The 13,262-nt window shown below is 68.7% G+C and carries 11 protein-coding genes; 5 read left to right on the forward strand and 6 right to left on the reverse strand.

Annotation, left to right across the window (positions count from 1 at the left end):
* Positions 1-1,375: 1,375 nt before the first annotated feature.
* The 6 genes from mnhG to DB31_RS11945 are packed head-to-tail and all read right to left on the reverse strand — an operon-like array spanning position 1,376 to position 7,358.
* Positions 1,376-1,711: a monovalent cation/H(+) antiporter subunit G gene (gene mnhG / locus DB31_RS11920; RefSeq protein WP_240486654.1), complete on the reverse strand. Its 336-nt coding sequence runs from the start codon at positions 1,709-1,711 to the stop codon at positions 1,376-1,378.
* A 20-nt stretch (positions 1,712-1,731) separates the two neighbouring features.
* Positions 1,732-2,010 (reverse strand): K+/H+ antiporter subunit F, encoded by a 279-nt coding sequence (locus DB31_RS11925; RefSeq protein ID WP_044186550.1) that lies wholly within the window; start codon positions 2,008-2,010, stop codon positions 1,732-1,734.
* Positions 2,007-2,495: a Na+/H+ antiporter subunit E gene (locus DB31_RS11930; RefSeq protein WP_044186552.1), complete on the reverse strand. Its 489-nt coding sequence runs from the start codon at positions 2,493-2,495 to the stop codon at positions 2,007-2,009. The genes DB31_RS11925 and DB31_RS11930 overlap by 4 nt, the downstream gene beginning before the upstream one ends.
* Complete coding sequence (locus DB31_RS11935; protein ID WP_044186553.1) at positions 2,492-4,132, reverse strand: monovalent cation/H+ antiporter subunit D; 1,641 nt, start codon at positions 4,130-4,132, stop codon at positions 2,492-2,494. The genes DB31_RS11930 and DB31_RS11935 overlap by 4 nt, the downstream gene beginning before the upstream one ends.
* The gene (locus DB31_RS11940; RefSeq protein WP_044186554.1) at positions 4,129-4,467 is read right to left on the reverse strand and encodes a Na+/H+ antiporter subunit C; all 339 of its coding nucleotides are present in this window, start codon (positions 4,465-4,467) and stop codon (positions 4,129-4,131) included. Before DB31_RS11940 ends, DB31_RS11935 begins: the two co-directional genes overlap by 4 nt.
* Positions 4,467-7,358: a monovalent cation/H+ antiporter subunit A gene (locus DB31_RS11945; RefSeq protein ID WP_044186556.1), complete on the reverse strand. Its 2,892-nt coding sequence runs from the start codon at positions 7,356-7,358 to the stop codon at positions 4,467-4,469. Before DB31_RS11945 ends, DB31_RS11940 begins: the two co-directional genes overlap by 1 nt.
* Before the next feature lie 205 nt (positions 7,359-7,563).
* On the opposite strand from DB31_RS11945, the gene DB31_RS11950 reads away from it, so the two are divergent.
* From DB31_RS11950 to DB31_RS11970, 5 genes are all read left to right on the forward strand, one after another.
* Positions 7,564-8,247 (forward strand): phosphoribosyltransferase, encoded by a 684-nt coding sequence (locus DB31_RS11950; RefSeq protein WP_044186558.1) that lies wholly within the window; start codon positions 7,564-7,566, stop codon positions 8,245-8,247.
* A 60-nt stretch (positions 8,248-8,307) separates the two neighbouring features.
* Entirely contained in the window at positions 8,308-9,012 is a 705-nt protein-coding gene (locus DB31_RS11955) for a dienelactone hydrolase family protein (RefSeq protein ID WP_044186559.1), read from the forward strand.
* Between the two features lie 149 nt (positions 9,013-9,161).
* On the forward strand, positions 9,162-11,282 hold the full coding sequence (locus DB31_RS11960; protein WP_044186561.1) for an ATP-binding protein: 2,121 nt from the start codon (positions 9,162-9,164) through the stop codon (positions 11,280-11,282).
* Positions 11,272-12,645 carry a sigma-54-dependent transcriptional regulator gene (locus tag DB31_RS11965; protein WP_044186562.1) on the forward strand — a complete coding sequence of 458 codons (1,374 nt, stop codon included), beginning with the start codon at positions 11,272-11,274 and terminating at the stop codon, positions 12,643-12,645. The genes DB31_RS11960 and DB31_RS11965 overlap by 11 nt, the downstream gene beginning before the upstream one ends.
* A gap of 88 nt (positions 12,646-12,733) precedes the next feature.
* Positions 12,734-13,261, forward strand: a complete 528-nt coding sequence (locus DB31_RS11970) for an OmpA family protein (protein ID WP_044186565.1) — start codon at positions 12,734-12,736, stop codon at positions 13,259-13,261.
* Position 13,262 lies beyond the last annotated feature (1 nt).

Genomic DNA, 13,262 nt, shown 5'->3' on the forward strand with positions numbered 1-13,262 from the left:
CCTATCGCCTCCCGGCCCAGGTCCCGGCGTCCAAGCCAGTGCAGCATGCACGGCTCCGAGATCGAGCGGCTGGCCCGTGGTGAGCATTGGCGAGGGAGTGCGCCCTTCCATACGCTCACTGAGCCATCGTCTCATCCCAGAAAAGGGGCTGGCATGAGTAGGGCTTGTCCTCCCAACGGCGGCTACAGTGATAGCCGTCTCCGCATACATCGGGGGCATGAGGATCGCAGTCTGGCATGCAGTGATAGCCGTCGCAGACCTTCCCAGCGCCGCAGGGCGGCAAGCCATCGCCACACTCCTCGACACACTCCATCCACACCTTGCCTGGATGCGGAGGGGCGTAGTCCACTTTGCATTGGCGACCATCAGGGCAGGGAGTCTGCTGGCACTGGGGGCCATACACCTGCGCGCACACGGAAACACCTTCACTGAACTGGATGCACTGCTGACCCGAGGGGCATCCGCGAGTCATGCACGTAGGCAGGCAGGCGAACTGGGGAACGGTGTCGGCGCAGAAGAAGCCCTCGGGACAGCCCTTGTTGTCGTCCATGCGGCAAGGTCGGGCACACCACTCCTCTTCACGGCCGCTGCACAGCCATTCAGGAGCGCAGGCATTCGCTTTGTCCCATGGAAGCGTGACGCAGCCGTCCCCTTCCTGGCGCGGACCCACGGGGACACAGCGGCGAACCTGGGGTCCGTCTCCCCAGGTGGCAATGCGGCGACAGACCTCGCCTTCCAGGCACTGCTCATCCGTCAGGCACTCGCTGTCAATGCAGGTGGTCCGTGGGTAGCGGTAATCGGAAAAGCAGCCCAGCGGCGGCTCACACTTCTCCTGGCCCGGACCACAGGGCCGCCCGTACGTCGTCAAGCGCATACGCTGGTCGTGGGTGAGGATGGGGCTGGCGCGCACCCCAGGGGGCGCATCCGTCGGCACCTCTGGCTTCAGCAGCCCCCACAGCAGCACCAGCAGGGGCAGAGGCAGCAGCACTCCCACGAAGACAGCTACCCACTTGCGCCAGCTCCTCGTCCGCACCTACGGCGGCCCTCCGCACTCAAGACACTCCTTCGAGTGCTCCTTGCCACGCGCGCAGACCCGCTTGCGTTCCTGGTCCGCGCATCTCCTGATGATGATGACCTGTTCCTGCGCGTCCTTGTGGGCAGCCTTGGCAATGCGGCCGTCCTTGCCGAATTCAGAGGGGCAGCCGGTTGTTGCCATGACTGAAAGTACGAGCACTCCCGCCCGGAGCCAACCCATGAGTCCCTCCCGTGAAGGACCCTCGACGCTACCAGCGCGGATCCCGTTGCGTCCACGTTGCGGGCAGGGAGGTGGTGCCCAACGTGTCGCGATGAGCCCGCAGGTTGCGTGTGCGACTTCCTACTCAGGCCGGGGCGGCTCGTCCGCTCCAGGTACCAGAATCTTCTCGCCACGCATGCGGGCTCGGAACACCGCAGCCCGCATCAGAAAGAGGGTGGTGATCGGCGCGGTGAGAGCAATGAACACCGCGATGAGCAGCGCATGAAGATAGAGCTGGCTGTGCTCGAAGGAGATCTGCACCGCCGTGGCGAGTGCGAAGCCCCAGGTTCCCAGGGTCGCGCCCAAGGTCGGCGCGTGCACGCGCTGAAAGAAGCTCTTCAGACGCAGCAACCCGAACGAGCCGAGCAGTGCCGCCAGAGCGCCCACCACCACGAGCAACGCGGTCAGAGTATCCACCCACAGAGGAGTCCATCCGTTCATTCGATGATCTCCCCGCGCAGGAGGAACTTGGACATTGCCGTGGAGCCCACGAACCCAAACAGGGCGATCAACAGCGCCGCCTCGAAGTAGGAACTGCTGCGGTAGATAAGCCCGAGCGCGAGGATGACCAGCATCACGTTCAGGTACAGGCAGTCGAACGCCAGCACGCGGTCCTCCGCCCGGGGTCCGAGAATCATCCGTGCCAGTGCCAGCATCATCGCGAGGGCAAGACAGCCCAGGGCGAAGGCCAGCGCCCAGGAGAGGAGAGGGCTCATTCGAAGATCTCCTGGAGCGAGCGCTCGTAGCGCTGCTTGATGAAAGCCACCAAAGCCTCCTCGCTCTGAATGGCGAGCACGTGCAGCAGCAGGACGCGATTGTCCGCCGACAGTTGTGCCCAGGCCGTGCCCGGCGTGAAAGTGACGATCATCGCCAGCACCGCCAACCCATTCGGATCCTTCAGCTCGAGCGGGATTTGGACAAACCCGGAGCGAACGGCGCTCGAGCGCTGGGTGAGGATCACCCAGGCCACCTCTGCGTTCGACCGCAACATCTCGAGCACGACCCGGCAGAACAGGCGTGCCATGACGAAGGGCTTGCGCAACCGCACGGGGGCGGGCCTGAGTCGGACGGTGACCACGGGCCAGAACAGCGCCAGGGCGGCGCCCAATACCAGCGTGCCCGCGCTCACCGACTGCATGAGCAGAATCCAGAGCAGGAGCAGTGCCACCGAGAGCACAGGGAAAGGGATGAGCCTCCTCATCGATCGTCCTCCCGCACCGTGGCCGGCGGCCGTACCGCTGCTCCGAGAACCGCGTCAATGTACCCCCGGCGGTCATAGAGGGATTGCGCCGTCGCGCGCGCGAGCTCCATCGTGGGCCCCGCTGCGAGCGTCAGCACTCCGCATGCGGCGAGGAGCGCCACCAGGGGCAACCCCTCCGGCGCACGAACCTGCGGGGGCGTGCGCTGCATCTCTGGCCAGAAAGTCCGGATCCCTGTCCGCGTGAGCGCGATGAGGGTGAGCAAGCCGCAACCCAGCAGCACGCCGGTGAACAGCCATGCACGGGGGGAGACAGGCGCGCTCCCGGAGCCCGGCCCAAGCGCCGCCGACAACATGCCGAGCTTGCCGATGAAGGTGGAAAGGGGAGGCAGGCCCGAGGTGAGCAGCGTGCACGCGACGAAGGCCATGCCCATCAGCGCGGTGGAAGCGGGGAAGGGCAGGGCGACGAGCGGCTCCCCCTCGTCGTCGAGGTTGACCTCCTGCGCTTCGAGCGTTGCGCTCAGGAAGGGCGCCTCGTCCACCGCCGTCGACCCCGTGCGCCACCGCTCGACAAGGTCAACGAGCAGGAAGAACGCGCTGGAGGCCAGCGTGGAGCTCACCAGGTAGAACATCGCGGAGCCGAGGACGGCTTCCTCTCCCAGCCCCAGTGCGGCCAGGAGCGTCCCGGCGGAGACCATCACCCCCGCCGCCGCCTGGACCGCGAGCCGCTGCGAGGCGATCATCCCCAGGGCCGCGAGCACCGCGGAGACCCCTCCGAACACGAACAGGCCGTCCGCGCCGAACCCCGCCAATGGCCCCCCGGCGAACATCAGCGTCCACAGCCGCATCAGTGCGTAGACACCGACCTTTGTCAGCACGGCGAACATCGCTGCCACGGGCGGAGTCGCCGACGCATAGGCGGGGACGAGCCAGAAGTTGAGCGGCCAGGCCGCCGCCTTGGCCAGGAACGCCACCGCGAGGATGGCTGCTCCCGCGTCGATGAGGTGTCTGTTGGCTACGTTCCCCTCGGAAAGGCGCGCGGAGAGCTCCGCCATGTTCAGCGTCCCCGTGACGCCGTAGATCATCGACACGCCGATGAGGAACAGTGACGAGGCGGCCAGGTTCACCGCCACGTAGTGCACCCCCGCGCGGACCCGCGGCTTTCCAGCGCCGTGCAGCAACAGGCCGTACGAGGCGGCGAGCAGGATCTCGAAGAAGACGAAGAGGTTGAAGACGTCGGCCGTCAGGAACGCGCCCGAGAGCCCCATGAGCTGCAGTTGAAAGAGCGGGTGGAAGTGAACGCCCGCGCGGTGCCAGCGCGCGGAGGCGAAGGAGAGCGCGCAGGTGCCCAGGATCCACGTCAGCACCAGCAGTCCCGCCGAGAGGCGGTCCACCGCGAGCGTGATTCCGAACGGCGCGGGCCAGTTGCCGGGCAGGTAGGCCACCGCGCCGTAGGCGTCCACCCAAGCGAAGAGTGCCACCGAGAGGGCGAGCCCCAGGAGCGCGGAGCTCATCCCCAGCACCAGCTTGGCGGGGCGCCTTCCCTCGCCCATGAGGACCATCACCGCCGCGATCAACATCGGCAGGAGGATGGGGGCCACCATCAAGTGGGGCATCAGGCCTTGGATGAGTGCCGTCATGCCTCGGTGCCGTCCACGTGATCAGTCCCGGTCATCCCGCGTGAGGCCAGGACGATGACCAGGAGGAGGGCCGTCATCGCAAAGCTGATGACGATGGCTGTCAGCACGAGCGCCTGAGGGACCGGATCCGTGTAGTGGGCGAGGTCCGGTGGGACGCCGTCCGCGAGGATGGGCTCCTTGTCGATGGCCAGGCCGCCGATGCTGAAGATGAAGAGGTTGACCGCGTAGGAGATGAGCGACAGTCCGACGACCAGCTGGAACGTGCGGGGCCGCAGCAGGAGCCAGACGCCCGAGCCGATCAAGATGCCGATCGCGAGTGCAAGTACAACTTCCATCAGTTACCTCCCGAGGCCCGGTGAGCGCGGATGGACTGGTGCGCGAGCGCCACGAGGATGAGCAACGTGGAGCCCAGCACCAGGCAGAACACGCCCAGGTCGAAGAACAGCGCGCTTCCGATGTGGAGCTCGCCCAGCACCGGCACGCTCAGATGGAAGGTGTGCGAGGTGAGCAGCGGGTACCCGACGGCGAGCGCCCCCGCGGCCGTGCCGAGGACAAACAGGAGCCCCATGCCTATCAGCGCGCGCGGCGCGAGGCGCACCCGCTGCTCGATCCACTCCGTCCCGGAGACGATGTACTGGAGCAGGAAGCCCACCGACATCACCAGCCCTGCCACGAACCCGCCACCCGGCGCGTTGTGTCCACGCAGGAAGAAGAACGCCGCCACGACTCCCGAGACGGGCAGGAGCAAGCGGATCAGCACCGCTGGGATTGTCAGGTAACCCGTCGCCGTGTCGCGCGTCTCTCGTGGAGTCACCAGATCTGTCTGCACGTCCTTCGGCTGCGCCTGCTGTTGAGGAGGGAGCTTCATCACCTCGGACGCGGGCCGGAAGCGCCGCAGGAGCGCGTAGACCGTGAGCGCGACGAGCGAGAGCACCACCCCCTCCCCGAAGGTGTCGAACCCGCGGAAGTCCACCAGCATCACGTTCACCACGTTCCGCCCGCCTCCGCCGCTCAGTGAGTGCTCGAGGAAGAAGGAGGTGCGCTCGGGGAGCTCGCGCGTCATCACCGCATAGGCCAGGAGCGCCATCCCGCAGCCGCTGCTCACCGCGATGATGAAGTCGCGGATTCGCCGGCCTCTGGCGATCCGCCGGGTATGCGCATCGTACACGCCGCGAGCTGGCTCCCGCGCCGGGAGCCACCTGAGCCCGAGCAGGATGAGCAGCGTCGTCACCACCTCCACGATGAGCTGGGTGAGCGCCAGATCCGGAGCGGAGAACCAGATGAACGTGATGCAGCTCACCGCGCCCGCGGTCCCCAAGAGCATGAGCGAGGCAAGCCGGTGGAACTTGGCCTGCCAGGCGGCTCCCACCGCCGCGATGCCTCCGATGACCCACAGCGCGGTGAACACCGGAGAGAGCGGTACCAGCGGGCGATCTCCCTTGCCGATGCCACCCCACAGCGCCACGACGCCTACCAGCAGCGTGACCAGCACCATCGCCATCAACTGCCGCTGGAGCCCCGCGGTGAGGAGCCAGCGGCGGATCCACCGGCTCGCCGCGGTGAGCCACGCCAGCAGTGACGTGAAGAGCCGCGCGCCATCGAACCGCTCCACGAAGCGGCCTCCGAGGCCCACCCGTGCCGCCTTCAGCCGCTGGACCCCCCGGTACAACACCACGCCCCCCCCCAGCGCCAGCGCGCTCATGAGGAGCGGAGGCGTGAACCCATGCCAGAGCTTGAGGCTGTAGGGGGGGATCTGTCCGCCCACGACCGGCCGGGACGCGGCCTCGAGAATCGGCCCGATCGACACCGCGGGAGCGACGCCCACCACCAGGCACAGGAGGACCAGGATCTCGACGGGGACGCGCATCCACTTGGGCGGCTCCTCCGGAACACGCGGGGTGTTCCGCTCGCTGGCGGGTCCGAAGAACACCTGCACCGCGAACCGGAGCGAGTAGGCGACGCTCCCCATGCCCGCCAGGGTCGCCGCGATGGGCAGGCCCACCTGGACTGCGGGAATGGCGTCGATGAAGACGGTCTCGGCGAAGAACATCTCCTTCGACAGGAAGCCATTGAGCAGGGGAACACCCGCCATCGCCGCCGTGGCGACGAGCGCCAGCGTGCCGGTGATGGGCATCAGGCGGAAGAGCCCCGACAGCCGCCGGATGTCCCGCGTCCCCGTCTCATGATCGATGATGCCCACCGCCATGAACAGCGACGCCTTGAAGGCCGCGTGGTTCATGATGTGGAACACCGCCGCCACCGCCGCGAGCGGGCTGTTGAGCCCGAGCAGCAGCACCACCAGCCCCAGGTGCGAGATGGTGGAGTATGCGAGCAGCCCCTTCAGGTCGCGCTGGAACAGCGCCGCCCACGCGCCGAGCAGCAGCGTGACGAGCCCCGCGGAGCCAGTGAGCCAGAACCAGAGCTCCGTCCCAGACAGCACCGGCCACAGCCGCGCCAGCAGGAACACGCCCAGCTTCACCATGGTCGCCGAGTGCAGATACGCCGACACCGGCGTGGGCGCCGCCATCGCGTTCGGGAGCCAGAAGTGGAAGGGGAACTGGGCGCTCTTGGTGAACGCGCCGATGAGGATGAGGCAGAGCGCCACCGGGTAGAGGGGATGGGACTGGACTGCCTGCGCGCTCCCGAGGACGGTGTCCAGTTCGTAGCTGCCGGCAATCTTCCCGAGCACCAGCAGCCCCGCGAGGAGGCTCAGGCCGCCCATACCGGTGACCGTGAGCGCCATCCGGGCCCCCCGCTGTGCGTCCTTCCGCTGGTTCCAGTAGCCAATGAGCAGGAACGAGAAGAGGGACGTCAGCTCCCAGAAGAAGGCAAGCTGCAGCAAATTTCCCGAGAGGGCCACGCCCAGCATCGCCCCCATGAAGGCCAGCAGGAAGGCGAAGAACCTGGGCACGGGATCCGACGGTGAGAGGTAGTAGCGCGCATACAGCATCACCAGCGCGCCGATGCCCAGCACGAGCACGCAGAAGGTCCACGAGAAGCCGTCGAGCCGCAGCACGAGGCTGAGCCCGAGCGAGGGGACCCACGCGAAGCGCTCGGCCCACACGCCCCCGTCCTGGACGCTCGGGAAGTGGAGCGCCACGCCCACGAGGCCCGCCAGCGCGGTGAGCCCCGCGAGCCCCGCTGCGCGGTTCCGGGCACTCGTGGGCAGCAATGCCGCGATGACACCGGCAACCCAGGGAATGACCAGGAGGGCAAGGAGGGGCATCCCTGGCATTGCGCCAACCTGTTCGTTCCCACGGCAAGCAGTAATGAGAAGAAAGGCGGCGGAGGGCGTTGGGTAAGTAACGGATGGAGCGCCGTGGGAGGCCTTGGCGACCAGCCCTTGAGGGTCTGTCCGAGGAGCACGCGGCACGACAGCCCTTGTGGCCCCTCCTCCTGCGCCCCACTTCTTTCCGTAGGAGAGACCTTCCATGGTGCGTTTTCGAGATCGCTTCGAGGCGGGCCGTGTTCTCGCTGGGCGTCTGCACGCCTATGCCGGCCGCGGCGATGTGCTCGTGCTGGCGCTGCCACGTGGCGGCGTTCCCGTGGGCTTCGAGGTCGCGCGGAGGCTCGGTGCGCCTCTGGACGTGTTCGTGGTGCGCAAGCTCGGCACGCCGGGCCACGAGGAGCTGGCCATGGGGGCCATCGCCACGGGGGGCGTCCGGGTCCTCAACGAGGACGTCGTCGAGAGCCTCAACATCCCCGAGAGGGCCATCGCGCGCGCCACCGAGCGCGAGGAGCTGGAGCTGGCCCGGAGGGAGCGGCTCTTCCGGGGCAGCAGACCGCCGCCCCGCATCGAGGGCCAGACGGTGATTCTCGTGGATGACGGGCTGGCCACCGGCTCCACCATGCGGGCTGGGCTCATGGCGCTGCGCCAGCGGGCGCCCGCTCGCCTCGTGGCCGCCGTCCCCGTGGGCGCCCCCGAGACATGTGCGGAACTCCAGGAGCTTGCAGACGAGGTGATCTGCGCCATCACGCCCGAGCCCTTCTTCGCGGTGGGCCAGTGGTACGGGGACTTCATGCAGACCTCCGACGAAGAGGTGTACGAACTGCTGGAGCGCGCGGCGCACGAGCATGAGGAGCGAGGGGCGGGGGCCTCTCCAGAAGCCCCTTGAGCCCAGCGGGAGAGGCGTGCGGCAGGTGCCTGCCCCGCCTGAAGAGCGGAGGGACAGACCATGGCGGAGCGCGGTGTCACGGAACACGAGGTGCAGGTCGAGGCGGAGCCCGGTGTGCGGCTGGAGGGCACCTTGAGCGTGCCGGAGATGGCCTTGGGCGTGGTGCTGTTCGCCCACGGCAGTGGCAGTAGCCGGTTCAGTCCTCGCAACCGGTACGTCGCCAGCGTGCTCCAGCGTGCGGGGTTGGCGACGCTCCTCATCGATCTGCTGACGGCGGGCGAGGAGGAATCCGAGCGGTGGACGCGCCACTTGCGCTTCGACATCGAACTGCTGGCGCGGCGGCTCATCGGAGCCAAGCAGTGGCTGATGCAGGCGCCGGAGCTGCGAGGACAGTCCATCGGCTTGTTCGGGTCGAGCACGGGGGCGGCGGCTGCGCTCGTGGCCGCGGCGCGTGAGCCCGAGTCCATGGGTGCCGTGGTGTCTCGGGGAGGCCGGCCAGACCTGGCGGGCCTCGTGCTGCCCCATGTGCGGGCGCCCACGCTGCTCATCGTGGGCGGGGACGACGTGGAGGTGCTGGAGCTCAACCGCGAGGCGTTGGATGCGCTGCGCACCGTCAAGCGGTTGGAGGTGGTTCCGGGGGCGAGCCACCTCTTCGAGGAGCCGGGGACGCTCGAGCAGGTAGCCAGGCTGGCCCGGGACTGGTTCCTCCAGCAGTTTGCCGCCGCTTCGCGCGAGAGCCCGGCGGGCGAGCCGCCGTCCTGGTGAAGCGCCAGGACCCTGGCAAAATGCCTGGGTGGGTGTGGCACGTTGCCACGGTCTCTCGTGCCTTGAGGTGGAGTCACGTGGGCGGTCACGCAGGTTCGTAAGTTGCTAAGGATGGCGGCCCCCCCTTGGGACGTTGAGCAGTCCACTCCATGCGCCATCCTCTGGTCCCCATCCTCCTGCTCTGTGCCGCGCTCGCCGCTGTGGGAGGAGGCGTGCTCATGGTCCTCCAGCGCAGCCGCGCCGAGCTGGTGCAGCAGTTTGCCCGCGACCGTCAGGCCCAGCTCGATGAGGCGGCTCGGGGTGTGGCCGAGGCACTGGAGGACGTCAGCGAGGATCTCCTCTTCGCCGGAGAGCTCCTCTCCCAACCCGGAACCTCCGAAGATCATCGGCGCGAGCTGAGGGCCCTGTTGGAGGTCATCGGTCAGTACAAGACCATTGCCTCCTATGACGCGGCCGGCATCGAGCAGCTCCGGCTGGTGGATCGGCGTGCCGACCCCCTGGTCGTCCAGGGAAAGTTCTTCCCCGCCCTCTCGGAGACTGCGCTCCGGGCGCTTGAGCGGCCCCCAGGGGACATCACCAGCTCTCCGCCTCTGGCCGTCGGCGCGGAGGGGGGCTGGCTGCGCATCCTCGCCACCGCGATCCCCAGCGAGGAAGGCCAGCCTCGAGGTGCTGTCGCCGTCCTGGTGGACACGCAGTCCCTCTTCGCTCCGCTCAAGATCGTCACCTCGGATCCCGAGGCACGTCTGCTGCTCATCGGCGCGCACGGACGGCCCAGCCCTGCCAGTGATGCAGGGCTCGCTGACTGGTACCGGCGGCTGGAGACAGAGCAGGGGCTCGTCCCCACGTACGCCGAGCTGGCCTCGAAGATGAAGAGTGGCGAGCGCGGCACGCTGATGATCAGCGAGCAAGAAGCGGAACGGCTGGGCCTGGGAAGGGCCGAGGCCGTCGCCGCCTTCACCGCCATGCAGCTCAAGGGCGGCAGCCACTGGTCCGCCGCCACCCTGGTCTCCACCCATACACTGCGCTCCCACGAGCGGGGGCTCATCTTCCGTCTGTCGCTGGCGGCCCTCCTGGTGACGCTGTTCCTGGTGGCGTTCGGGATCTACGTCTTCGTGGCCCAGCGCCGCGCTGTAGCCCTGCGCGAGAGCCGCCGGCATGCGGATCGGCTCGCGCACCTGCACGACAAGACCCAGAAGATCCTCGACAACATCCCCACTGGGGTGCTGGCCCTGACCGCCGAAGGACGCATCAGCGCTGTGAACCAGGCCCTGCGCTCCCGGATGCCCTCCCGTGTCGTCGGCATCTCCCTGGCCGAGGCCTTCCCCCATGCGCCCGAGCCGGTGATGAGCCGGATGCAGGGGCTCGTGGAGGCCGCCACCCGTGAGACCCGTGTGCGCAGCCTCTTGGGAGAACCGCTGGCCCTCTTCGGCGAGGAAGGCCAGTACAGCATCCACGCCGTGCCGCTGGAGGCCCGCGAGCCCGAGGTGCGCACGCTCCTCGTCGTCGAGGATCTCAGCAACCTCCGCGCCCTGGAGACCCAGCTCCTGCGCGCCGAGAAGTTCGCCACCGTGGGCGTACTCGCCGCGGGCATTGCTCACGAGATCGGCACGCCCCTGGGCGTGGTCCGAGGCCGCGCGGAGTATGTCCTCGGCAAGCTGGGCTCAGGCCATCCTCAGGCAGCCGGTGTGGGCGTCATCATCGAGCAAATCGATCATGTGAGCCGGACCATCCGCCAGCTGCTCGACTTCTCGCGGCTCCAGCCCGCGGCGGTGCGTCCGGTGGCGCTCGGGCCGCTGCTGCGCGACGTGAGCGAGCTGCTCCGCCTGGAGGCCGAGCGGCGTCAGGTCCGCCTCGAGTGGGAGCTCCCAGAGGGAGTGCCCGCGATCGCCGCTGATCCCGATCAGATCCAGCAGGTGCTCGTGAACCTGGCGCTCAATGCGTGTGATGCGTGCAGTGCCGGAGGCCGTGTCCGCCTGAAGGCCGCGGCGCCGGATGCGTCCTCCTCGAGCGCCTGGGGGCTCGTGCCGGTCACCGTCGAGGACGATGGGTGCGGAATTCCGCCGGAGAGTCTCAACCAGGTGTTTGATCCCTTCTTCACGACGAAGAAGCGAGGGCAGGGAACCGGGCTCGGCTTGACGGTGGTCGCGCACGTCGTCCGCAACCATGGTGGGCGGGTGGAACTGGAGAGCAAGCCCGGGCGTGGCACGTGTGTCACCGTGCTCTGGCCCGCGGCGGGGCCCGCCGTGACAGAGGAGCAGCATGGCATCTAAGGAACGCATCCTGGTCGTCGACGACCACGTGGAGATGGGGCGGATGCTTCAGGATCCCCTCACGGACGAGGGGTATGAAGTGGAGCTCGCCACGGGAGGCTCGGAGGCCATCCGGCTCGTGCGTGCCCGCCCGTTCGACGCGGTCCTGAGCGATCTGCGCATGGAGCAGGTGGACGGCTTCGACGTGCTGGCCGCGGTGCGCGCCATGGACCCCGAGGTGCCCGTGCTGCTGATGACGGCCTTCGGGAACGTCGAGAGCGCGGTGGAGGCGATGCGGCGGGGCGCCTGGCACTACTTCACCAAGCCCTTTCGGCTGGAGGAGGTGCTCATCTACCTGCGCCGGGCCCTGGACGAGCGGCGGCTGCGCGCGGAGAACCGGGTGCTGCGCAAGGCCGCGGGGCCGGGCGGACTCGGGGCGCTGGTGGGCCGGAGCGCCGCCATGCGCAGCCTGTACGAGATGATCGAGCCCGTGGCCCACTCGGGTGCACCCGTGCTGCTCCGGGGCGAGAGCGGCAGCGGCAAGGAGCTGGTGGCGCGGGCGCTGCACTCGGAGGGGCCTCGGGCCGCCGAGCCCTTCGTGGCCGTCAACTGCACCGCTCTGCCGCACGCACTGCTGGAGAGCGAGCTGTTCGGCCACGTGAAGGGCGCCTTCACCGGGGCCACGACGCCCCGGCGGGGGCTCTTCGTCGAGGCGGACAAGGGCACGCTCTTCCTGGACGAGATCGGCGACATGCCCTCCGAGCTCCAGGCCAAGCTGCTGCGGGTGCTGGAGGACGGCGAGGTGCGCGCGGTGGGCGCGGATTCCAGCCGCAAGGTGGAGGTGCGCATCGTCGCGGCCACCCACCAGGACCTGGAGATGCGGGTCCGCGAGGGCCGCTTCCGGGCGGATCTCTTCTACCGCCTCAACGTCGTCACCCTGCGGATTCCGCCCCTGCGCGAGCGGCGCGAGGACATTCCGCTGCTCGTGGAGCACTTCGTCTCGCGGGCCCGTGCGAGGAACCCCCGCTCCAAGGTGACGGCGCTGTCGCCCGAGGTGGTCTCCGCGCTGGGCGCCATGCCGTGGCCGGGCAATGTGCGCGAGCTGGAGAACCTGGTCGAGCGGCTGGTGGTGCTCATTCCCCGGGAGATGGTGGAGGTGGGCGATCTCCGGCTTCACGCACCGGCGGTGAGTCCCGAAGCCCACCCGCTCGCCCTGGCCCAGGAGGGGGTGTGGCCCCTGCGCCAGCTCGAGGGCGAGTACATCTCCTGGGTGGTGGCCCACTGTGGGGGCAACAAGACGCGGGCGGCGGAGCTGCTCGGCATCGATGTCTCCACCATCCACCGCCGCGAGCGGGAGAGGGGTTCTGGCAATCCGCCACGGTGAGGGTGGCGGGATACCAGGGTGGACGGTGGGAGGAGGGGGACTCCCGAGGGAGGAGGGCTCGGGCACGGACGTTGCTTCAACGAGGGGCATGCGCTCATACCTTCTTCCCCTCGTCCTGCTCGCGATTGGCGCGAGCGCCTGTGCCACGAAGACCGCGGCGACCACCTCCACGGAGGGCGTCTCCTCGGTGGACACCTCGCCGCGTCCCGGCCCGGTGAAGCCCGCTCCGGCGCCCGCGCCGGTGGCCGAGCTGTCACCGCTGGACTTCGGCCCCATCTACTACGAGCTGGACTCGGCGACCCTGCGGGCGGACTCGCGGGAGATGCTCGAGCGGGCCGCGGAGGCCCTGCGGAAGCGTCCCGAGGCGCGCGTGACGATCTCCGGGCACACCTGTGAGCTGGGCACCACCGAGTACAACCTGGCGCTGGGCCAGCGGCGGGCCGCCTCCGCTCGGGACTACATGGTGAAGCTCGGCGTGGAGCCGGCGCGCATCGGTCTCGTGTCCTATGGCGAGGAGCGTCCGGCCGAGCAGGGCACGGGCGAGAGTGTCTGGTCCAAGAACCGCCGCAGCGAGTTCACGGTCACTGTGGCCCACGCCCGGGCGGGTACGCCGTAGC

This window comes from Hyalangium minutum (assembly GCF_000737315.1).
GTDB lineage: Bacteria > Myxococcota > Myxococcia > Myxococcales > Myxococcaceae > Hyalangium > Hyalangium minutum.

Coding starts and splice junctions, on each gene's coding strand:
- DB31_RS11925 (WP_044186550.1), bottom strand. CDS start 2,010: ATGAGCCCTCTCCTCTCCTGGGCGCTGGCCTTCGCCCTGGGCTGTCTT.
- DB31_RS11930 (WP_044186552.1), bottom strand. CDS start 2,495: ATGAGGAGGCTCATCCCTTTCCCTGTGCTCTCGGTGGCACTGCTCCTG.
- DB31_RS11935 (WP_044186553.1), bottom strand. CDS start 4,132: ATGACGGCACTCATCCAAGGCCTGATGCCCCACTTGATGGTGGCCCCC.
- DB31_RS11940 (WP_044186554.1), bottom strand. CDS start 4,467: ATGGAAGTTGTACTTGCACTCGCGATCGGCATCTTGATCGGCTCGGGC.
- DB31_RS11945 (WP_044186556.1), bottom strand. CDS start 7,358: ATGCCCCTCCTTGCCCTCCTGGTCATTCCCTGGGTTGCCGGTGTCATC.
- DB31_RS11950 (WP_044186558.1), top strand. CDS start 7,564: ATGGTGCGTTTTCGAGATCGCTTCGAGGCGGGCCGTGTTCTCGCTGGG.
- DB31_RS11955 (WP_044186559.1), top strand. CDS start 8,308: ATGGCGGAGCGCGGTGTCACGGAACACGAGGTGCAGGTCGAGGCGGAG.
- DB31_RS11960 (WP_044186561.1), top strand. CDS start 9,162: ATGCGCCATCCTCTGGTCCCCATCCTCCTGCTCTGTGCCGCGCTCGCC.
- DB31_RS11965 (WP_044186562.1), top strand. CDS start 11,272: ATGGCATCTAAGGAACGCATCCTGGTCGTCGACGACCACGTGGAGATG.
- DB31_RS11970 (WP_044186565.1), top strand. CDS start 12,734: ATGCGCTCATACCTTCTTCCCCTCGTCCTGCTCGCGATTGGCGCGAGC.